This window comes from Achromobacter sp. (genome assembly GCF_050285585.1).
In the GTDB taxonomy this organism is placed as follows: Bacteria; Pseudomonadota; Gammaproteobacteria; order Burkholderiales; family Burkholderiaceae_B; genus Achromobacter.
The window spans coordinates 17,319-36,858 of record NZ_JBLZXF010000034.1; the positions used below are offsets into that span (position 1 = coordinate 17,319).

The following is a 19,540-nucleotide window of genomic DNA, read 5'->3' on the forward strand; positions in this document are numbered from 1 at the left end:
GCGGGCCCTGCGCGGGCGCCCGCCGCCTCAGCCCTCGTAGGCCTTGCCGCGCGCCAGCAGCTCCGGCGTGCCGATGACGGCGTTCAGCCCGTCGAAGTCCAGCATCCCCTCGCGCCAGGGGGCGGTGGTGCCGTGGCGGCGCAGGCTGGCGTAGTAGCCTTGCAGGGTGTGCGCCACCGCGCGCGCCGTGCCGCCGGGAAAGATCACGATGCGGAACCCTTGCGCGATCAGGGCCTCGGCGCTTTGCACCGGCGTCTTGCCGCCCTCCACCATGTTGGCCAGCAGCGGCGCCCGGCGCGCATAGCGGCCGCAGGCCGCCCGCATCTGCTCGGGCGTGCGCAGCGCCTCGATGAAAAGCGCGTCGGCGCCGGCCTCCAGATACCGTTCGGCACGGTCCAGCGCGGCCTCAAGACCTTCCACCGCCACCGCGTCCGTGCGCGCCAGGATCAGGGTCGAGGGATTCACCCGCGCATCCGCCGCCGCCCGCAGCTTGCCGCACATTTCCGCGGCCGGGATTACCGTTTTGCCGTCCAGGTGGCCGCAGCGCTTGGGAAAGGTCTGGTCCTCGATCTGGATCATGGCCGCGCCCGCCCGCTCGAAGCCGCGCACCGTGCGCTGCGTGTTCAGGGCGTTGCCGAAGCCCGTGTCGGCATCCACGATGACCGGCGCCGACACCCGTTCCGTGATGCGGGCCAACGCATCCTCGACCTCGGTATAGGTGGTCAGTCCGACGTCCGAGCGGCCCAGCCGCGTATAGGCGATCGACGCGCCGGAGAGATACAGGGCGCCGAAGCCGGCCTGCTCGGCCAGCAAGGCCGACAAGGCGTCGTAGACGCCGGGGGCCAGCACCGCGCCGGCCTCCAGTTGCGCTTTCAGGTTGTGTTTCTGCATGGGGGTTTCCTAAAGGCCGGCGCCGGCCGGCTTCACGCTGAAAAGCAGGCCCGCGCGGCCTCAGGCGAGCTCGCGCTTGAGCAGCGCCGCCGCCGTCGCCGCGGCGATATGGCCGCCGGCCACCGCGCTGAGCAGGCCGTTGCCGGACAGGTAGCCCGATACGTCGTTTCCGGAGACGCCGCGGGCCGCCCCGCCCGCGGCCAGCAAATTGGGCAACGCCGCGCCGTTGCGATCCAGGACCCGGCAGTGCGCGTCGATGTCCAGCCCGCCCTGCGTATGGAACAACGCCCCGGTCACCTTGACGGCGTGGTACGGCGCCTGCAGGGCGCGCTCGAAGCGCCGGCCGTGCGGGTCGTCGGCGCCTGGGCGCGCGTCCGCCAGGGTCCGGCCCAGCGTGCCGGCGTCGCAGCCGATCAGCGCGGCCAGCGCCGGCAAGTCCGCGCAGGTCTTCAATGCCTGGCCGGCCTCGGCCTGGACGAAGTCGGGAAAGCCCCGCGCCAGCCCGAGCGTATGGTCGTCGAATACGTTCCAGGCCACGCCGCCGGGCTGCGCCAGCACGTGCACCGCCGCCTCGGAGTACCCCAGCGTTTCATTGTGGAAACGGCGCCCTGCGCGGTTGACCTGCACGCCGCCATCCATCATGACGGCCCATGAAATCAGCGCGCCCTGCGGCGTGGCCCAGGAGCCGTGGCCCTGGTAGCCGCCCATATCGGCCAGGCGCGCGTCCATCTGCAAGCCCCATTCGATGGCGCTGCCGTCGTTGCCCGCGTGGCCGCCATAGACGGCCCCGCGCATGGCGGGCAGGTGCTCGGCCACCATCGCCGCGTTGCCGCCGAAGCCATTGCACGCCAGGAGCAGCACGTCGCAGCCGATTACGTCCATCGATCCGTCGGGCCGTTCGCAGCCGACGGCCGAAACGCGGCCGCTCCCGTCCGCCCAGATCTGCCGCGCAAGGGCGCGGGTCAGCAGGTAGGCCCCTGCGCCGGTTGCGGCGCGCTCCAGCGCGGCCACCAGCGCTGCGCCGGTGCGCTGCGGCAAGGTGTGCATGCGGCGGGCGGTATGGCCGGGATAGAGAAAGCCGTCCAGCACCGCGAAGTCCAGTCCATGGCGCGCCAGATTGTCCACGGCGGCGGCCGCCGCGCCGGTGTAGGCGGCGACCAGGTGCGGCGCGGCCGTGCCGTGCGCCTTGGCCTGAATATCGGCGGCGTAGCGGGCCGCGTCGTCCTCGATGCCGGCCGCCCGCTGCGCCGCCGTTCCCGCCGCCGGGATGAAGCCGGACGACAAGGCGGTGGAGCCGCTGGGCACGGCGTCGCGCTCGATCAACACGGTTTCGATGCCCGCCTCGGCCAGGCGCAGCGCCGCAGTCAGGCCGCAGGCTCCCGCGCCGACGATCGCCACCGGCACGCGCATGGCGTCGGCGCCGGGCGCCGCGCCGCGGATGACCCGGGATGGGCTCATATTCCCAGCCTCCCCAGGAGTTCCCGGCACGACACCACGTCGGCGACCGTGCGCAGGTCCGCCAGGGCGGCATCGTGCATCGCCGGCGTGGGCGCGGCGCAGCCGTCGGCCAGCACCGTGACGTGGTAGTCGCGCATGTGGGCGTCGCGCGCCGTGCTGGCCACGCCGCCGTTGGTGACGATGCCGGCCACCACCACATTGGCGATGCCGGCCCGGCGCAGCACCCAGTCGAGCTGCGTATTGAAGAAGGCGGAATACGCGACCTTCCAGACGGACACGTCGACCAGCCCGTCCAACTCCGCCACATTGGCCTGGCCCGGCGAACCCGCGGCGAAATCGCCCCTGCGCAGGAACGGGCGCAATTGCCTCAGGTGCGGCGAGATCATCGGTTCGCCGTGCGCGTCCGGCCAGAGCGTGAACTGGCTTGCCGCGACGAAGCCGTCCCGCGCCTTGAGCGCGCGCGCCACGGGCGCCACCCGCGCGGGCAAGGCGCGCGCCTGCGCGCTGACCGCGCCGCCGCGGTCATAGGCGCCGCCCGGCGCCAGGAAATCGTTCTGCAGGTCGATGACGACCAGCGCGGTGCTGCGGGGATCGAAGCTGGACATGAGCCGCTCCTAGGAAGCCTGTCGGGCGATCAGCAGATTGCCCAGGAAATCGACGCTGCCGCGGAACCCCGGCTCGATCCAGATCGTGGTGTCCGGCTGTTCCAGGATCGCCGGCCCGGCGATCTCGGCGCCCACGGGCAGGTCCAGGCGCGCGTAGCGCACGGCGTCGCGCCATTGGCCCGCGTGGAACACCCGCTGCGTGCCCAGCGGCGCCGGCATGGCCTGGCCGGTCGGCGCCAGCAGCGTCAAGTCGAATTTGGGCCGCTGGCCGATGCGCGCATAGCGCAGATTCAGGATGCGGACGGGAATGCCGGCGAGGCTGCGGCCGAAGGCCGCCAGGTAGGCTCGGTCGAAGGCGGCGGCGATGCCGGCCCGGTCCAGTTCGCCTCGGCCGATCTCGACCCGCACGGTATGGCTCTGCCCTACGTACAGCATGTCCAGCTCGATGCTCTCGCGTATGCCCTCGAAGGCCACGCCGGCGGAATCCAGCCGCGCCTGGCAAGCCAGCGCCAGCCCGTCGATGCGGGCCAGCAGGTCGGCCGCGTCCAGCGCGTCCAGGGCGACGTTCAGGGTCTGCACGCCGTCGTGGCGCATATCCGCCATGACGCAACCCAGCGCCGAAGTCACGCCCGGATAGCGCGGCACGATGCCGCGGGCGGCGTCCACCTCGTTCATCATGGCGCACACGTGCAGCGCGCCGCCGCCGCCGAACGGCATGTAGGCGAACTTGCGCGGGTCGTGGCCGCGCTCGATGGACACGACCCGGATCGCGCCCGCCATCTTGGCGTTGGCCACGGTCAGTATGGCCTCGGCCGCCGCATGCACGTCCAGGCCCAAGGGTCTGGCGACATGCGCTTCGATTGCGGCGCGCGCCCGCTCCGCGTCCATCGTGGCCAGCAGGCCGCCGCCCAAGGGGCGCTCGGCCGCGATGCGGCCCAGCACCACGTTGGCATCGGTGACGGTGGGCCGCGTGTTGCCCCTGCCGTAGCAGGCCGGTCCCGGCACGCTGCCGGCGGACTCGGGGCCCACCTGCAGCAGGCCGCCCGCGTCCACGCTGGCGATCGAGCCGCCGCCCGCGCCTATGGTTTCGATCTGGATCATGGGCGCGCGCACTACCATGCCGAAATCGATGGAGGTCTGCGCCGACAGCGAGGCCTCGCCGCCCGCCACCAGCGACACGTCGAATGAAGTGCCGCCCATGTCGCCGCTGACCACGTCGGGAAATCCGGCGGCGCGCGCGATGGCGGCGCAGGCGATCACGCCCGCCGCGGGGCCGGACAGCGCCGTGCGCACCGGCACGTCGCAAGCCGTCTGGCGCGACATCACGCCGCCGTTGCTCTGCACCACCAGCAGCTCGCCGCCGAACCCGTTTGCCTGCAGGTCCGATTCCAGCCGCGTGAGATAGCTGCCGACCACCGGCTGCAGCGCCGCGTTGAGCGCCGCCGTCGAGCAACGCTCGAACTCGCGGATCTCCGGCAGCACCTCGGTGGCGGCCGTGACGTTGCCATTGGGCCAGACCGCGCGCACGCGCGCCGCCGCCTGCGCCTCGTTGGCCGGGTTGGCGTAGGCATTGACGAAGAACAGGCAGACCGCGTCACAGCCCTGCTCCAGCAGCGCGCGCGCCGCCGCTTCCACCTGGTCCAGGTCCACGGGGGTATGCAGGGTGCCATCCGCCAGCACCCGTTCGCGAACCTCCAGGCGCAGGTCGCGCGGCACCACCGGCTCGTAGTTGCCGCGCAGGCCCCAGGTCTGGGGCCGGTCGCGCCGGCGCATTTCGAGCACGTCCCGAAAGCCCTCCGTCGTGATGATGCCGGTGCGCGCCACCTTGCGTTCCAGCAGCGCATTGGTGCCCACGGTCGTGCCGTGCACGATGGTAGCGATGGCGTCCGCGCCGTCGGCGACGCGGGCGATGCCGTTCATGAAGCCGCGCGCTTCCTCGCCGCGCGTGGACGGCACCTTCACCACCCTTGCCGTGCCCGCCGCCTCGTCGAGCACGAAAATGTCCGTGAACGTGCCTCCCACGTCCACGCCTACGACCAAGCCTTGTGCCGCGTTCATGCCGCCTGCTCCTTCTGAATTCCGCTGACATACCCCATCTTGCGGTCATGCTCCCGCGCCGCTTCCGGCCGCGCGGCCGGCGAGCCATAGCCGCCTCCGCCCGGCGTCTCCAGCCGCACGCGGTCGCCGCGCCGCAGCGGGATGCCCAGCATCTTCGAGCGCATGGGCGGCGCGAGCCACTCGCCGTCCCGCTGGTAGCGGAACACGTTCAGCGCCGCCTCCCCGCCGCCCGCGATGCCCTTGGGCGCGCTGCGGCCGCGCTCGCCGAAGATGAACGCCTCGGCGCTGTCCTCCAGCAACTCGATTTCGTAGATGGCGCCCAGGCCGCCGCGGTGCGCGCCGTCGCCGGCCGAATCCGGGCGCAGCGCCCATTGCGTGAAGCGCACCGGATACGCGGCTTCCAGGATCTCCAGCGGCGGGATCGTGGCCGTGGAAATTGGCGCGTTGCCGTGGCTCAGGCCGTCGCCGTCCGAATGGCCGCCGTGGCCGCCGCCGAAGAAGCTGAACATGACCCAGCGCTGGCCGCGCCGGGCGGCATCGCTGCGGTAACCCGCGATCGACAGCGCGTTGATCGTGCCGTAGGCCTGCGCCATCGCCCTCGCCGGCTCGGCCTGGGCCATGGCGCAGAAGATCACGTCGATCATGCGCAGGATGGTCTCGGTATAACCGCCCACCGGGCGCGGCCGGTCCGCGGAGATCAGCAGGCCGTCCGGCAGCGCCACCTCCACCGCATCCAGCACGCCGGCGTTGGCGGGCACGTCCGGGAACAGGTGCTTCAGCGCCACGTAGCAGGCGGCGATGGCCGTGGCGCGGGAAATATTGACCGGGCCGGCGCAGGCGGGCGAAGTGCCATTGAAATCCAGCACCAGCCGCTCGCCCTCGATCTTGAGCTTCAGCGCGATGCGCAGCGGCTCGTCGCGCACGCCGTCGTTGTCCAGGATGTCCTCGAAGCGGTACTCGCCGTCGGGCAGGCGCGCGATATGGTCGCGCATCAGGCGGCGCGCGCGCTCGCGCAGCGTGTCCAGGGATTCCAGCACGGCGGCGTCGCCGTATTCGTCCAGCAGGCCATCAAGCCGGCCCGCGCCCAGTTCCAGCGCCGCCAGCTGCCCGTTCAGGTCGCCCCACAGGCTGTCGGGAAGGCGCGTGTTCGCCTTGAGGATGGCCAGCACGTCCTGATCCAGCACGCCGGCGCGCACGATGCGCACCGGCGGAATCTGCACGGCCTCCTGCCAGCATTCGGTGGCCGCCGGGTTGTAATTGCCGGGCACCGCCCCGCCCACGTCGTGCCAGTGCGCCGCCGACGCCAGGAAGCAGAACAGCGCGCCGCTGCGGAACACGGGCCGGACCAGCTTGAAATCGTTGGCGTGGGTGCCGCCCTCGTATGGATCGTTGAAGAGCCAGACGTCGCCGTCCACCATGCCGCCGCGCTCGGCGGCCGCCTTGGCCGCCGCCTTGACGGCGAAGGCCATTGCGCCCACGAACACCGGCAGCCCGGACTTGCCTTGCACCAGCGTCGCGCCCGTGGCCGCGTCGTACATGCCGTGGCACGCGTCATGGGCCTCGGCGATGATGGGATTGAACGCGCTGCGGTACAGCGTGGCGTCCATCTCGTCGGCAATCTGTTCCAGGCGGCCCTTCAGGACAGCGAGAGTGACCGGATCTAGCATGGGGTTCTTCCTCGGGGTTTGCGCTGTTTCAGCACATTCAACAGTCCGCCGGCCCGCACCATCTCGAGCAGGAAGGCGGGCACGGCATCGCAATGCAGTTCGGAAGGATCGCCATGGGCGCGGCCGATGCGCCCGCCAGCGGGATCCAGGGCAATGCGCTCGCCTTCGGCCAGGACCTCGGCCTGCGCGCAGGTCAGCAGCAGCAGGCCCACGTTGAACGCATTGCGGAAATACAGCCCATTGAAGGATGGCGCGATCACGGCGGCGATGCCCAGGCGCACCAGGGCGGCGGCGGCCTGCTCGCGGGACGAACCGATGCCGAAATTGGGGCCCGCCACCAGCACGTCTCCCGGCCGCGCCTGGGCGGCGAATTCCGGGCGCACCCGTTGCAGGCAATGGCGCGCGATCTCGTCGATGCCGAACTTCATGTAGGCGCCGGGCGCCAGCGCGTCGGTGTCGATGTCCGCGCCCACGCGCCAGACGCGATGCGTCGCAGCCTGATCGCTCATGCCATGAACTCCCGGGGATCGGCCACGCGGCCGGCGATGGCCGACGCCGCCACCGTGTAGGGCGAAGCCAGGTAGACCTGGGCCGTCTCCGAGCCCATGCGCCCCTTGAAATTCCGCGCGGTGGTGGAAATGACGCTGGCCCCGTCCGGAATCGACCCGCCATAGCCCGCGCAGGCCCCGCAAGTGGTGGGCAGCACCTCGGCCCCGGCCTCGCGCAGGGCCCGCATGACGCCCTCGCGCTCCGCCTGCTGCTGGTCCTGCCGGCTGGCCGGCGCGACCATCAGGCGCATGCCGGCGGCAAGCCGCCTACCCCGCAGCACGCTGGCCGCGGCGCGCAGGTCCTCCAGCTTGGCGCCGGTGCAGGCGCCGATGTACGCGACCTGCACGGACACGCCGCGGTACTCGTCCACGTCGCGCGCGTTGGCCGGACTGTGCGGCGCGGCCACCTGCGGCGCCAGCTCGGCCGCGTCGAAATCGTGCCATTCCGCCTGGGCGCCCGGGTCGCTGCGCCAACGCGCCAGCTCCAGTTCGCCGGTCACGCCGGCCTCCCTCAGGTAGGCCTCCGTGGTCTCGTCCGGCGCGATCAAGCCCACCTGCGAACCCAGCTCGGCGCTCATGTTCGACAGCGTCATGCGCGCTTGCATCGACAGCGCGCGCACCGCTTCGCCGCAGAACTCCACCGCCTGGTAGCGCCCGCCGTTCATGCCATAGCGGCCGATCATGCGCAGCATCATGTCCTTGGCGGTCACGCCGGCGGCAAGCCGGTTGCTCCAGCGCATCATCAGCGTCCGCGGCACCTTCACCCAGATCTCCCCGGTGACGGCCACGCCCAGCATTTCGGTGCTGCCGATGCCGAACATGTAGGCGCCGAACGCGCCGCCCGTGGGCGAATGCGAATCCCCGCCCACGCAGAACATCCCCGGACGGATGTGGCCGTGCTGCGGCACGACCACGTGGCAGATGCCGACCGAGTCGTACACATTGGGCAGCCGCTGCCCCTGCGCCCAGTCACGGGCGATGCGCACGATGCGGCGCGACTCGTCGTCGGATTCCGGCACGTAGTGATCGATGACCAGCACCACCTTGGACGGATCCCACAGCGTGGCGCCCAATTCCTGCAGCATGGGCTGCAGGCGGCGCGGGCCGCTGGAATCGTGGAACATCGCAAGGTCGACCGCGCAGGTGACGATTTCACCCTCGGCCACCGCGTCGCGGCCGCAGGCCGCCGCGATCAGCTTCTGGGCCAGCGTTTGGGGCTCGGCCATGGCTACATCCCGAGATAGGCCCGGCGCACATCGTCGCTGGCCATCAGTTCCGGGCAGGCGCCGCTGTAGCGCACCGCCCCGTTCTCCAGCACGTAGGCCCGTTGCCCCGTCTCCAGCGACTGGCCCACGTTCTGCTCCACGAGCAGGATCGCCAGCCCGTCCGCATGCAACCGCTGGATCAGGCCGAACAGTTCCTCGACCATCAGCGGCGAGAGGCCCAGCGAAGGTTCGTCCAGGATCAGCAGACGCGGCTCGGCCATCAGGCCGCGCCCGATGGCCAGCATCTGCTGTTCGCCTCCCGACATGGTGCCAGCCCGTTGCGCCAGGCGTTCCCGCAGCCGCGGGAAGATGGACAGCACCTTTTCCAGGTTGGCGGCCCGGCGTTCGCGTCCGCGGGCGAAGGAACCCAGCTCCAGGTTCTCGCGCACGCTCAGGTTGGGAAACACGCGGCGCCCCTCCGGCACCTGGATCAGGCCGGCCTGGACCACCTCGCGGTAGTGGCGGCCGGTCAGGTCGCGCCCATCGAAGCGCACCGTGCCGCCCCAGGGCCGGCACAGCCCGCAAACCGTGTTGTTCAGGGTGGACTTGCCCGCGCCGTTGCTGCCCAGCAGCACCACGATTTCGCCTTCGCCCACCCGCAGGTCCACCCCGCGCAGCACTTCCATGCGGCCGTAGCCGGCCCGCAGGCCTTTGACCTCCAGCAGCGCGCTCATCGCGGCGCTCCCTGCGCGGCCAGCCTGGCCGCCGCGCCATGGCCCAGATAGGCCTCCACCACGGCCGGATCGCGGGTCACCTCGCCGGGCGAGCCCGCCGCGATGAGCCGGCCCTGCACCAGTACCCACACGTGCTCGGCCAGGCTCATCACCGCGCGCATCACGTGCTCGATCATCAGCACCGTGACGCCATCGTCGGCCAGTTGCTTCACCACGGGGATCATTTCATCGATCTCGCTGGGGTTCAGCCCCGCCAGCACCTCGTCCAGCAGCAACAGGCGAGGCCGCGTGGCCAGCGCGCGCGCCAGCTCGAGCCGCTTGCGCCCCGCCACCGTCAGGTCGGCAGCGGGCCGGTCGAGCTGGGATTGGAGGTTGACGCGCGCCGCGACGGCCTCGGCCGCCTCCAACGCTTCGCGACGGCCGCCCAGGCGCAGGTGCGCGCCCACGGCGATGTTCTGCCGCACCGTCTGCGCGCCGAAGGGCTGCACGATCTGGAACGTGCGGGTGAGCCCCAGCCGGGCCGATTCGTGCGGCGGCCGGCCGGTGATGTCGCTGCCCGCGAAATGCACGGACCCTGCCCCCGGCCTGAGAAAGCCCGACAGCAGGCCGAACAGCGTCGTCTTGCCCGCGCCGTTGGGCCCCACCAGGGCGGTCAGCGAGCCCTGGGGCACGTCCAGGCTGACGTCCTGGACCGCCTTCAGTCCGCCGAACGTGATGGAAAGATTGCGCGCTTGCAGCAGGATCTCAGGCACGGGCGCGCTCCTTGGCCCCGACCAGGCGGCCCAGGGATTGGCCGCAGCCGGTGATGCCGCGGGGCATGAACATGACGATCAGGATCAGGACCGTGCCGTAGATGACCATGCTGATGCCCGGCAGTTCGCCGAACAGATTGCGGGTAACGTCGCTCAGGCCATGCAGGACCACTGCTCCGAGCACGGGTCCCCACAGGGTGCCCAGCCCGCCCACGATGGCGCCCACCAGCGCCTCCACCGAAACGGCCGGACCGAATGCGATGCCCGGGTCGATGTACTGGAATACCTGCACGTAAAAGGCTCCCGCGGCGCTCATGAACGCGGCCGACAGCGCGATGCCGCCCAGCTTGACCCGCAGCGGATTCACGCCGATGGCGCGCGCCGCGTCCTCGTTGTCGCGCACCGCCTGCAGATAGGCGCCGAACCGCGAATGGCGCAGCCATGCGGTGGCGGCGAGCGCCAGCAGCACGAAACCCAGCAGCAGGTAGATGTAGCCCCGGCGGGACCCGAACTGCATATTGGCCACGCCCTCCTGTAGCGGCACCATGAGCCCGACGCCGCCGCCCGTGAACGATGCCGACAGCGCCAGGATGCGGAACACTTCGGCGAACGCCAGCGTCACCAGCGCGAAGTACGACCCTTTCAGCCCGTAGCGGAAGGTCAGGCCGCCGACGGCAAGGCCGACCAGCGCGCCCAGCGCGATCGCGATGGGCAGGGCCAGCCATGGATTCAGGCCCAGGTTCAACTGCCCCAGCGCCTGGGCGTAGGCCCCGACGCCGAAGAACAGCGCATGGCCGAAGGACAATTGCCCGCCATAGCCGCCCAGTATGTTCCAGGCCTGCGACAGCAGGGCCGCGTACAGCGACATCATCACGAAGGTCAGCGCCACGCCCGACTGCGTCAGCGCGGCCGCGGCCGCCAGCGCCGCGCCGAACAGCGCGATTGCGAATAGATCCCTGCCCATGCTCAGCTCCTCGCCCCGAACAGCCCCTGCGGGCGAAACAGCAGCACCGCGATGAAGATCGCGAATATGCCCATCTGGCCCAGCGAGTCGCCCAGGAACAGGCCCCCGATGGACTCCACCACGCCGATAAGCAGGCCGCCGGCCAGCGCCCCCGCGAAGCTGCCCATGCCGCCCAGCACCACGATGGTGAACGCCACCAGCACGAAGCCGCCGCCCACCTGCGGATTCACGTAATACGCCGGCAGCAGGAAGCACGCCGCCGCGCCCAGGCAGGCCATGCCGATGCCGAACGACAGCGCGTACACCTTCTCCACGTCGATTCCCATCAGCCTGGCGCCCTGCTTTTCCTTGGCCACCGCGCGGATGGCGCGTCCCAGGTCCGTGCCGCGGATGATCCAGAACAGCGCCGCGGCCACGGCCAGCGCGCCGAAGAAGGCGATGACCTTGGGCAAGGCGATCATGGCCGGCCCGATCTCCACCGTGGACAGCGTGTAGGCGGTGTCGATGGTGCGCGTGTCGGACTTGAACCACACCAGCGCCAGGTTCTCCAGCACGATGGCCAGCCCCAGGGTCACCAGCAGGATGTTCTCGTCCTTGCCGTGGCTGGCGCGGTTGATCACGACGCGCTGCAGGGCGTAGCCCAGCGCGAACATGCCTGCCATCACCAGCGGCAGCGCCGCGTAGGGATCGATGCCCAGCCGCTCCTTCAGCAGATACACGGCGTACAGCGCCACCATCAGCGCCGCCCCGTGGGCAAAGTTGATGATGTGGAGCACGCCGTAGATCAGCGTCAGGCCCAGGGCGATCAGCGCGTATACCGCGCCCGTGGTCAGGCCGTTGAGCACCGAGGAAAAGAGGATGGCGGGATCGAGCATGCCAGCGCTCAGGCCTTGAGGGGGAAGACGGGATCGGCCTGGCGGTAGTCCGCGGGGATGACCACCTTGATGTCGCCGCCGATCACCTGCGTCAGCAGGGGCTGCGCGCCGGTGTTCTGGCCGTTCACGAACTTGGTCGGCCCGTAGGGCATGATGCTGTCCGAGAACGTGCTGGACGCCAGCGCGTCGATGATGGCCGCGCGGTCGGCGGACTTGGCTCGCTCCAGCGCGTCGGCCAGCAGCAGCACGGAGGTGTAGGTCATGAACACCTCGTAACTGAAGTAGGCGCCCTTCCCCTCCACGCGTGCTTTCAGCGGGGCCACCCGGGCGTCCTTGGGGTTGAACCAGTGGTTGCAATCGATGATGCCGTTGGCGATGTCGGGGAATTCCTTGAGGAACTTGTAGCTGGAGGCCGCGCCCCCGAGCACGGAATAGATCGCCTTGGGCTGCACCTTCTGCTGCTTCATGGCGCGCAGCAGCAAGGCGTATTCGTTGTAGTAGTTGGCCGGGATCACGATGTCCGGGTTGAGGGACTTCATGCGCAGCACGATGTTGTTGAAGTCGCGGGTAGGGTTCGGGTGCTTGACCACGTCCTTCACCTCGAAACCGTGCTGCGGCAGCGACTTGGAAAGCAGCGCCGCCGTGCCCGTGCCGAAGAGGGAATCCTCGTGCACGATCATCACCGTCTTGGCCGGTTTGCCCGCCGCGTCGTTCAGCGCGGCTAGGTCGGTGATGGCGCGCTCGCTACAGGCGCGGTAGCCGGGCCCGAAACGGAAGGTGTTCTTCAGGCCGCGCTCGACGATCTGATCCGCCACGCCCACGTCCACCACGTGCGGCAGGTTGTACTTGGCCGCGGTCTGGGTCGTGGCCAGGCAGATCGCCGAGGCATAGGCGCCGACGATGGCCGACACGCCGGCTTCATTCATTTTCTCGACTTCCGCCGACCCCGCCTCGGGGCGCGACTGCGCGTCGCCGAGCATGGCTTCCAAGGGCGCCCCGCCCAGCGACTTGATGCCGCCGGCCTTGTTGATGTCCTCGATCGCCAGCAAGGCGCCCAGACGGCATTGCTGGCCCGAATAGGCGAGCGCCCCGGTCACCGGGTGCAGGATTCCGACCTTCACGGGCTTGGCGCCCTGGGCCCGGGCCACCCACGGAGCCGACACCAGGGCTGCCGCGGCGGCGGATTGATAAAGAAAGGTGCGGCGCGAATTCATGGGCGATCTCCGGAGGGTTCAATGGAATTGGGCCGACAGCTCTTCGCTGACCCAGACCTTGGCGTCGATGCTGCCGACGCGCGACAGCTGCAATTGGTACTGATAGCGATCGGGCCGGTAGAGGCCCTGCAGGAGCTGCACCGGCCGGTCGTCCACGTCGCGCACGATCCGCGTCACGGCCAGCAGCGCCGACCCGACGGATACGTCGAGGTGGCGCGCCACCTGCGCGTCGGCCAGCCTGGCCGAAATGGCCTGCGTGGCGCCGCCGAACTCCACGCCCGCCGCTTCCAGCAGCATCAGCAGCGGTTCGCGTTCGAGATCCTCGCGCGTGAAATCGGCGACGGCCTGGGGCACGTAGGTGGTGATGTGGGACAGCGGCCCGGCCTCGGTGCTGCGCACGCGCAGACTCTTGTGCACCGGCGTGCCGGCCGGAACGTCCAGCGACTCGGCGACGAAGGGCGGCGCCGAGACCAGCGCGCTGTCCAGCACGCGCACGGAAGTGCGCAGGCCCATGTTGACGATGTTCTCCAGCAGGCCGGTCAGGTGCGCCTTCTGCTGCGGACTGGGCTTGGGCTGGCCGCCGGGCGTGGCGGCCGCGCGCAGAGGCCAGGTGCCGAGTCCGGGACGGCGCGAGACCAGCCCGTCGGCCACCAGCATTTCCATCGCCTTGCGGATGGTGATGCGGGCCACGTCGAACTGCGCGGCCAGCGCGTGTTCTCCCGGCACGCCCTCCTGATCGAAGCGCCCTTCCTGCAACTGCTCGCGCAGGACGAGGTAGATCTGGTGGTACTTCGGAAGCGGCAATGAGGTTCCCATGCAGGGAACTCTAGGGGTGTCCTAATGTACCGTCAATGGAACAAATGGGCCTGCCGGTTGTTCTATCGGGAAAACACTGAGGGCGCGGATTCGATGCGGTTGCGGCCAAGCTGCTTGGCGTTGTAGAGCGCCCGGTCGCTGCGGATCAGCGCCAGTTCGGCATCCGCGTCCATGGTGTGCATGGTGGAAATTCCGATGCTCACCGTCAGCGGTATGCGCCGGCCGCCCGAGGAGAATGGCGTGTCGGCGATGCGCTGCTGCACCCGCATCGCGAATGCGTGCGCGCGCTCCAGATCGGTATCCGGCAGCACGATGGCGAATTCCTCGCCGCCGATGCGCCCGGCCAGATCGACGGCGCGCAACTGCGCGCGCAGCGTATTGGCGAAATGCTGGAGCACGCCGTCGCCGATCGCGTGTCCCCACGTATCGTTGATGCGCTTGAAATGGTCCAGGTCGCACATCAGCACCGCGGCGCAATCGCTGCCATGCCGCTTGATCCGGGCCAGTTCCGCCGCGATGCGCGACATGAAATGGCGGCGGTTGGGCAAGGTGGTCAGCGCGTCGGTGGCAGCCAGTTCGTGCAGTTCGAAATCGGCGCGCTTGCGGTCCGTGATGTCGGTGACGAAACCATGCCAGACGACCGAGCCGTCGGGCCCTTTGCGCGGGCTGGCGTCGCCCTGGCGCCAGCGCAAGCCCTGCCCGGGCAGGCAGACGCGGAACTCCAGGTGCCAGGGAGTCTGGGCGGCGGCCGCGGCCTGCAGCGAGGTGTGATAGCTGACGAGGTCGTCGGGGTGGACACGCTGCTCTATCGCCGCGGCGCTGTCCCGGACGTCGTCCGGCGTCAGTTCGAACATGTCCCAGATGCCCGCGCTGACGTAGAGGAACCGGGAGCCGCCCTCGGTTCCCTGCCCGCACTGGAAGACCATGCCGGGCACCGCGTCCGTCAGGTTGACCAGCAGGTCCGCCGTGCGCTGCAGCCGTTCCGACATCGCGCGCATGGCGCTGATGTCGGTGGTGGTGCCCATCATGCGCAACGCCCGGCCCTGCGTGTCGCGGCTGACGACCTTGCCGCGGCTGCAGATCCATTTGTAGCTGCCGTCCTTGCAAAGGATCCGGTGCTCGACCTCGTAGCTTTCCGTCTTGCCCTCGAAGTGCGCCTGCATGGCCGAGCGCACGTATTCGGCGTCGTCGGGATGCAGCCGCTTGTACGCGTCTTCGATGCGATTGGAGATATCGAACTCGCCATAGCCCAGCAGCGCCTTCCAACCGGTGGAATAGGTGATTTCGCCGGTGACGACATTGCGGTCCCAGACGCCGGTGCCGCTGCCGGCAATCGCCATCGACAGGTTGCGGGCCTCGTCGCGCCAGCTGTCCTCGGCCGCGCGTTCGGCCGCCAGCGCCCGGCGCTTTTCCACCGCGGCGGCCGCCAGCCCGGCGTAGTCCTCCAGCGCGCGGCGGTCGTCTTCGCCGAAATCGCGCGGCTGCCCGTGCAGCAGCCGGAATGTGCCCAGCTGCCGGCCGTCGCTGGCGCGCAGCGGGCATTCGGCGGAAAAGGGAAGCGATTCGGCGGCGGCGGGCGGCGCCCCCGCCCTGGCCTGCCAGACGCCATCGGCGTCGCTGCAGGCCACCAGCACCATGTCCACCCCGAAATAACGCCTGGCCAGGCGGGCCAGCTTGTCCAGGGGGCCGTCCGGTTCAGCCTGCATGCGGCCCGCGCCCTCGGCGGGCGCAGGTGCAGGTGCGGAAGGAAAATCACCTGGAGCGGGCATTTCGGACCTGATCAACACGGGTTCATCGACGCGGTCATGCTACCAGTCGCGGATGACATTTTGTCACGTTACGCACCAAAATGGCATCATTTTGAACGATATGATCGTCCGCCTATGCGTCTTCCAATCTACATACCTTTTGCCTGGCCGCGGCCGCTTTGGCTGCTTGCGCTGACTGCCTTCCTGGCCCTGCATGGCGGCGCTGCCGGCGCCCAGGCTTTCGACCGCCAGGCGGAAAACCAGCGCTACCGCCAATGGCTGGTCGATTTCAAACAGGACCTGGAGCGGTTGCGCCAGTCGCCCGATCCCGGCAATGCCGACGTGGACAGCCTGTTCGCCAGGACGCTGGTGCCCGGCTCGCGCGCGACTCAACTGGCCCGGGAGCTTGCCACGGCTCCCGGCGGCACGACGAGCGGGGAAATCCATTTCGTGGGCATCCAGCGCATCTTCCTGGCCATTTTGTCCGACTCGGTGGTGGCGGGCGACGGCGGCATCTACCCCGAAACACAGGCCGCCTACCGCAAGGACGCGTTACGCGTGCGCTACCTGCACGTGGACGGCGGTGGCCGCCTGGAGCCCTATTTCAACGACCCGGAGGCTTTCAAGCCCTACCGGCTGCCCGAGACCGGCGCCCTGGAGCGCAACGCCTATCCTTTCCTGCTGTTCGAAGACCGCGATGGCACGCTGCGCCTGGGCGGCGTGTCCAAGGAGTTCTGGGAACTCGTGAGGTTCATGGATGCGCTGCAACCTGCTTAGGACGCTGGCGCTGGCCGCTGCCGTGCACGGCTCTCCGGCCTGGGCCGCCTGCGGGCCGGCCGACGCGGACTTCACGGCGCCGGCGGCGCTGACGGCGGTGCCGGTATCGGTCGACCTGTCCGACGAGCGCGTGCTGCTGGGCCGCAACGGGGAACGCGTCGCGACGCGCCCCGCCCCGGTCTGGACTGCCGAGAGCGGCGATCCGCTGCCGCAAACCTGGATGGACAAGGTCGACTGGTCCGCCTACCGGGAGGATGACGCCGCCGCCCCCACCCGCCTCTATTTCGATGCGGACGGCCGCCTGTGCCGCGTGCAGCGCTACGACGTCCCGGCACGCGGCGCCCGTGCCGCCGAGCCTTTTTTGCTGGGCGGGTTCGCGATGGAATACGACGCCACGGGCGCGCTTGCGCGCGTGGTCGAATACGACCAGACGGCGTACCGCAAGCCCGCGGTCTATTCGGCCGTCCGCCAGACCTGCCTGAAGCGCGACGCGCAAGGCGCGCTGACGGCGCTGATCGAAGGCCCTTGCGGCAACGCCCGCGGCCCCGCGGCGAGCCGCCATTTCCTGCGCGACGCCGGGGGCCGCCTGCTGCGCGTCATCGACACCGACGAGGAAGGCCGCGCCGTGTCGGTCCAGGCCTATGACGGCCAGGGCCGGCCGGGGCAGCGCTACCTCTATCCGCATTCCCGGTATGCGGCGCCGGGAGACGGCAACATCCCCTACCCCTACGCCGAGCCGCCGCGCAAGCACGATTCCCTTTACGTGCTGGAACGGGAGCGGTTGTCCCGCCTGGCCACCGAGGTTCCCGGAAGCGACTGGCGCATCGTGCGCATCCCCGACGACATACCGGTGGACGACGCCGACATGCAATCCTGGAACCCGCGGGCCCAGATTGTGCTGGCGCAGGGCGTGACCGATCGTCAGGGCCGCGCGCGGCTCGAACCCGAGGCCCGGGAAAAGGTGTGGCAGGCCATGCACGACAAACCGGGCCGGATCTTCTGGTACCAGGATCCGGCGAGCCGGGTGCTGCTCGTGCCGGCGATGGAACAGGCGCGCTGGCGGGCCTGCTCGGATCCCGCGAACCTGGCCGCCGATGCCTGCGACTGACGCGTTTAGGCCGCCCGCGGCCGGGTGTCCACGGCCAGGCACAGCACGGCGGTCAGCAGGGCCAGGCCCACGTGCCCCGCGTAGATCGGCGAAAAATCGTCATGGCGCGCCACGCCCTGGCCCAGCAGCAGCACCGTGACGGCCACGCCCAGCACCCCGCCGATCTGCCGGGTGGCCTGATTGACGGCGCTGCCCACGGCGTAGTGCTGCGCCGGCAGGCGGTTCACGGCGGCGCCCGACAAGGACGGCAGCACCATGCCCACCCCGATGCCGCTCAGCATCAATCCGGGCAGCCACTGGCTCAGATAGGCCGGCTCGGCGCCGGGCACCAGCAGGAACCACAGCCCGCTGGCCGCGTAGACCAGCGACCCGCCCACCAGGAACGGCCGGTGGCCCAGCCGCGCCGCCAGCCTTCCGGTCAGGATCGCGGTGGGCATGACCAGCAGCGGGCCGGGTGTCACGGCCAGGCCCGCGCGCGGCAGGCTGTAGTGCCACACGCCCGTCATGTAGAAGAAAAAGGCGAAGAACATCATCGCGAACGCAATGCCGAAACTGAGCGTGGCCAGGTTCACGTATCGGTAGGTGCGGTGGCGGAACAACGCCAGATCGACCAGGGGGTGGGGCGTGGCCCGCGCCCAGAGGACGAATGCGACGAGGCACACGAGCCCGATGCCGGCGGCCACGATCAGCTCGCTCCGCGCCCACGCCGGCGATTCGGACTGCACGATGGCCAGCGCCAGCGCGCCCACCCCGACGATCAGCAGCGCCATGCCCACGCCGTCCACCCGGCGCCGCGCGTCCGGCTTCACGGATTCCTTGAGCAGGCCGGCGCCGAACCACAGCGACAGCGCGCCCAGCGGCAGATTGATGTAGAAGGCCCAGGGCCAGCCCGCGACGTCCACGACGAAGGCGCCCAGGCTGGGCCCCACGGCCGCGGCCAAACCGCCCACCGCGCCCCACAGGCTGACGGCCACGGCCCGCTGCGACGCCGGGAAGGCGGCCAGGACGATGGACAGCGAAGCCGGGGTCAGCAGCGCGGCCCCCACGGCCTGCAGCACGCGCGCGGCGATCAGCCAGCCTTCGCTGCCGGCCAGGCCGCAGGCCGCCGACGCCGCCAGGAACAGCACCACGCCGCCCATGAACATGCGCTTGCGGCCGTGCGTGTCGGCCAGGCCGCCCGACGGAATCAGCATCGCGGCAAAGACCACCGTGTAGGCGTTGAGCACCCAGGACATGTCCGCGGCCGACGCCTCGGGAAAGCCCGCGCGCAAGGCGCCGAAGGCGGCGTAGAGCATGGTGCTGTCCAGCGACACCAGGAACACGGCGATGCTGGCGACCCAGAACACGGGCCACGGCGATGCCGCGGGCGCGGCGGAGGGTGCGGCGGGACTTGCGCTGGCATGCATGGCGAGGCCTCTCAGGCTTGCAGGTAGATGGAGGGGCTGGCGGACAGCCCTTGCTTGACCCGGAGGGTCGCCTCGTCGGCCAGCACCTCTTCGGCGCCTGCCTCCAGCCCGTCCAGCGCCAGGCGCACGATAGCCTCGGGAGCGGCCTTGGGCGCGTCGATGCCCCGCGTCAGGTCGGTATCCACGAAGCCCATGTGCAGGCCCAGCACCTGGGTGCCCTGTTCCCGCAGTTCGTGGCGCAGCCCGTTCGTCAGCGCCCAGGCGGCCGACTTGCTCATGCCGTAGACGCCCAGCAGCGGGCGGTTGATCCAGCTGGCGATCGACAGCACGTTCAGCAACGCGCCTCCGCCATTGGCCGCGAGCGCCGGCGCAAAGGCCTGCGCCATCAACAGCGGGCCGATCAGGTTGGTCTCCAGGTGGCGGCGGGCGGAATCCGCGCTGTCTGGTGCCAGGAAGCCGCCGGTCGCGGCGATGCCCGCGTTGTTGAGCAGCACCGTCACGTCGCCGGCGCGGGCCGCGGCCGCGATTACCTCGTGCGGGCGCGTGACGTCGAGCCTGACCGGCTCCACGCCCGCCAGCCGCACGGCCGACGGATCGCGGGCTGCCGCGTAGACCTTGCGGGCCCCCCGCTCGAGCGCCTCGCGCGCGAAGGCCAGGCCCAGGCCGCGATTGGCCCCGGTGATGAATACGACGGCATTCCTGAGTTCCATGATG

The 19,540-nt window shown here is 70.2% G+C and carries 18 protein-coding genes; 2 read left to right on the plus strand and 16 right to left on the minus strand.

Annotated elements, in window-relative coordinates; all coding sequences use genetic code 11:
- Positions 1-27 precede the first annotated feature (27 nt).
- From ACN6PJ_RS26510 to ACN6PJ_RS26575, 14 genes are all read right to left on the minus strand, one after another.
- Positions 28-891: an isocitrate lyase/PEP mutase family protein gene (locus ACN6PJ_RS26510; RefSeq protein ID WP_427998758.1), complete on the minus strand. Its 864-nt coding sequence runs from the start codon at positions 889-891 to the stop codon at positions 28-30.
- Between the two features lie 60 nt (positions 892-951).
- The gene (locus tag ACN6PJ_RS26515) at positions 952-2,349 is read right to left on the minus strand and encodes an FAD-dependent oxidoreductase (protein WP_427998759.1); all 1,398 of its coding nucleotides are present in this window, start codon (positions 2,347-2,349) and stop codon (positions 952-954) included.
- Entirely contained in the window at positions 2,346-2,954 is a 609-nt protein-coding gene (locus tag ACN6PJ_RS26520) for a cysteine hydrolase family protein (protein ID WP_427998760.1), read from the minus strand. The genes ACN6PJ_RS26515 and ACN6PJ_RS26520 overlap by 4 nt, the downstream gene beginning before the upstream one ends.
- 9 nt (positions 2,955-2,963) lie before the next feature.
- Positions 2,964-5,012: a hydantoinase/oxoprolinase family protein gene (locus ACN6PJ_RS26525; RefSeq protein WP_427998761.1), complete on the minus strand. Its 2,049-nt coding sequence runs from the start codon at positions 5,010-5,012 to the stop codon at positions 2,964-2,966.
- Positions 5,009-6,679 carry a hydantoinase B/oxoprolinase family protein gene (locus ACN6PJ_RS26530; RefSeq protein WP_427998762.1) on the minus strand — a complete coding sequence of 557 codons (1,671 nt, stop codon included), beginning with the start codon at positions 6,677-6,679 and terminating at the stop codon, positions 5,009-5,011. The genes ACN6PJ_RS26525 and ACN6PJ_RS26530 overlap by 4 nt, the downstream gene beginning before the upstream one ends.
- Positions 6,673-7,188: a 3-isopropylmalate dehydratase gene (locus ACN6PJ_RS26535; RefSeq protein ID WP_427998763.1), complete on the minus strand. Its 516-nt coding sequence runs from the start codon at positions 7,186-7,188 to the stop codon at positions 6,673-6,675. Before ACN6PJ_RS26535 ends, ACN6PJ_RS26530 begins: the two co-directional genes overlap by 7 nt.
- The gene (locus ACN6PJ_RS26540) at positions 7,185-8,453 is read right to left on the minus strand and encodes a 3-isopropylmalate dehydratase large subunit (protein ID WP_427998764.1); all 1,269 of its coding nucleotides are present in this window, start codon (positions 8,451-8,453) and stop codon (positions 7,185-7,187) included. Before ACN6PJ_RS26540 ends, ACN6PJ_RS26535 begins: the two co-directional genes overlap by 4 nt.
- A gap of 2 nt (positions 8,454-8,455) precedes the next feature.
- On the minus strand, positions 8,456-9,166 hold the full coding sequence (locus tag ACN6PJ_RS26545) for an ABC transporter ATP-binding protein (RefSeq protein WP_427998765.1): 711 nt from the start codon (positions 9,164-9,166) through the stop codon (positions 8,456-8,458).
- Positions 9,163-9,918 (minus strand): ABC transporter ATP-binding protein, encoded by a 756-nt coding sequence (locus tag ACN6PJ_RS26550; protein ID WP_427998766.1) that lies wholly within the window; start codon positions 9,916-9,918, stop codon positions 9,163-9,165. Before ACN6PJ_RS26550 ends, ACN6PJ_RS26545 begins: the two co-directional genes overlap by 4 nt.
- On the minus strand, positions 9,911-10,882 hold the full coding sequence (locus ACN6PJ_RS26555) for a branched-chain amino acid ABC transporter permease (protein WP_427998767.1): 972 nt from the start codon (positions 10,880-10,882) through the stop codon (positions 9,911-9,913). The genes ACN6PJ_RS26550 and ACN6PJ_RS26555 overlap by 8 nt, the downstream gene beginning before the upstream one ends.
- A gap of 2 nt (positions 10,883-10,884) precedes the next feature.
- Complete coding sequence (locus ACN6PJ_RS26560) at positions 10,885-11,757, minus strand: branched-chain amino acid ABC transporter permease (protein WP_427998768.1); 873 nt, start codon at positions 11,755-11,757, stop codon at positions 10,885-10,887.
- A gap of 8 nt (positions 11,758-11,765) precedes the next feature.
- On the minus strand, positions 11,766-12,971 hold the full coding sequence (locus tag ACN6PJ_RS26565) for an ABC transporter substrate-binding protein (protein WP_427998769.1): 1,206 nt from the start codon (positions 12,969-12,971) through the stop codon (positions 11,766-11,768).
- Between the two features lie 18 nt (positions 12,972-12,989).
- Positions 12,990-13,787 (minus strand): GntR family transcriptional regulator, encoded by a 798-nt coding sequence (locus ACN6PJ_RS26570; protein WP_427998770.1) that lies wholly within the window; start codon positions 13,785-13,787, stop codon positions 12,990-12,992.
- A 62-nt stretch (positions 13,788-13,849) separates the two neighbouring features.
- Positions 13,850-15,493, minus strand: a complete 1,644-nt coding sequence (locus ACN6PJ_RS26575; protein WP_427998771.1) for a sensor domain-containing diguanylate cyclase — start codon at positions 15,491-15,493, stop codon at positions 13,850-13,852.
- Positions 15,494-15,670: 177 nt separating this feature from the next.
- Here ACN6PJ_RS26575 and ACN6PJ_RS26580 point away from each other — a divergent pair, with 177 nt between their 5' ends.
- Positions 15,671-16,312 (plus strand): hypothetical protein, encoded by a 642-nt coding sequence (locus ACN6PJ_RS26580; RefSeq protein ID WP_427998772.1) that lies wholly within the window; start codon positions 15,671-15,673, stop codon positions 16,310-16,312.
- Complete coding sequence (locus ACN6PJ_RS26585; protein WP_427998773.1) at positions 16,293-17,420, plus strand: hypothetical protein; 1,128 nt, start codon at positions 16,293-16,295, stop codon at positions 17,418-17,420. The genes ACN6PJ_RS26580 and ACN6PJ_RS26585 overlap by 20 nt, the downstream gene beginning before the upstream one ends.
- 5 nt (positions 17,421-17,425) lie before the next feature.
- Here the strand turns inward: ACN6PJ_RS26585 and ACN6PJ_RS26590 are convergent, their stop codons facing one another.
- Together ACN6PJ_RS26590 and ACN6PJ_RS26595 are read right to left on the minus strand one after the other, a co-directional pair.
- A complete protein-coding gene (locus ACN6PJ_RS26590; protein ID WP_427998774.1) occupies positions 17,426-18,826 on the minus strand; it encodes a DHA2 family efflux MFS transporter permease subunit in 1,401 nt (466 codons plus the stop codon).
- Between the two features lie 11 nt (positions 18,827-18,837).
- Positions 18,838-19,536: an SDR family oxidoreductase gene (locus ACN6PJ_RS26595; RefSeq protein ID WP_427998775.1), complete on the minus strand. Its 699-nt coding sequence runs from the start codon at positions 19,534-19,536 to the stop codon at positions 18,838-18,840.
- Positions 19,537-19,540: the final 4 nt, after the last annotated feature.

Bases quoted from the DNA above. Each gene is read 5' to 3' on its own strand.
- ACN6PJ_RS26510 (WP_427998758.1), bottom strand. From the start codon at position 891: ATGCAGAAACACAACCTGAAAGCGCAACTGGAGGCCGGCGCGGTGCTG.
- ACN6PJ_RS26515 (WP_427998759.1), bottom strand. From the start codon at position 2,349: ATGAGCCCATCCCGGGTCATCCGCGGCGCGGCGCCCGGCGCCGACGCC.
- ACN6PJ_RS26520 (WP_427998760.1), bottom strand. From the start codon at position 2,954: ATGTCCAGCTTCGATCCCCGCAGCACCGCGCTGGTCGTCATCGACCTG.
- ACN6PJ_RS26525 (WP_427998761.1), bottom strand. From the start codon at position 5,012: ATGAACGCGGCACAAGGCTTGGTCGTAGGCGTGGACGTGGGAGGCACG.
- ACN6PJ_RS26530 (WP_427998762.1), bottom strand. From the start codon at position 6,679: ATGCTAGATCCGGTCACTCTCGCTGTCCTGAAGGGCCGCCTGGAACAG.
- ACN6PJ_RS26535 (WP_427998763.1), bottom strand. From the start codon at position 7,188: ATGAGCGATCAGGCTGCGACGCATCGCGTCTGGCGCGTGGGCGCGGAC.
- ACN6PJ_RS26540 (WP_427998764.1), bottom strand. From the start codon at position 8,453: ATGGCCGAGCCCCAAACGCTGGCCCAGAAGCTGATCGCGGCGGCCTGC.
- ACN6PJ_RS26545 (WP_427998765.1), bottom strand. From the start codon at position 9,166: ATGAGCGCGCTGCTGGAGGTCAAAGGCCTGCGGGCCGGCTACGGCCGC.
- ACN6PJ_RS26555 (WP_427998767.1), bottom strand. From the start codon at position 10,882: ATGGGCAGGGATCTATTCGCAATCGCGCTGTTCGGCGCGGCGCTGGCG.
- ACN6PJ_RS26560 (WP_427998768.1), bottom strand. From the start codon at position 11,757: ATGCTCGATCCCGCCATCCTCTTTTCCTCGGTGCTCAACGGCCTGACC.
- ACN6PJ_RS26565 (WP_427998769.1), bottom strand. From the start codon at position 12,971: ATGAATTCGCGCCGCACCTTTCTTTATCAATCCGCCGCCGCGGCAGCC.
- ACN6PJ_RS26570 (WP_427998770.1), bottom strand. From the start codon at position 13,787: ATGGGAACCTCATTGCCGCTTCCGAAGTACCACCAGATCTACCTCGTC.
- ACN6PJ_RS26575 (WP_427998771.1), bottom strand. From the start codon at position 15,493: ATGCAGGCTGAACCGGACGGCCCCCTGGACAAGCTGGCCCGCCTGGCC.
- ACN6PJ_RS26580 (WP_427998772.1), top strand. From the start codon at position 15,671: ATGCGTCTTCCAATCTACATACCTTTTGCCTGGCCGCGGCCGCTTTGG.
- ACN6PJ_RS26585 (WP_427998773.1), top strand. From the start codon at position 16,293: ATGCGCTGCAACCTGCTTAGGACGCTGGCGCTGGCCGCTGCCGTGCAC.
- ACN6PJ_RS26590 (WP_427998774.1), bottom strand. From the start codon at position 18,826: ATGCATGCCAGCGCAAGTCCCGCCGCACCCTCCGCCGCGCCCGCGGCA.
- ACN6PJ_RS26595 (WP_427998775.1), bottom strand. From the start codon at position 19,536: ATGGAACTCAGGAATGCCGTCGTATTCATCACCGGGGCCAATCGCGGC.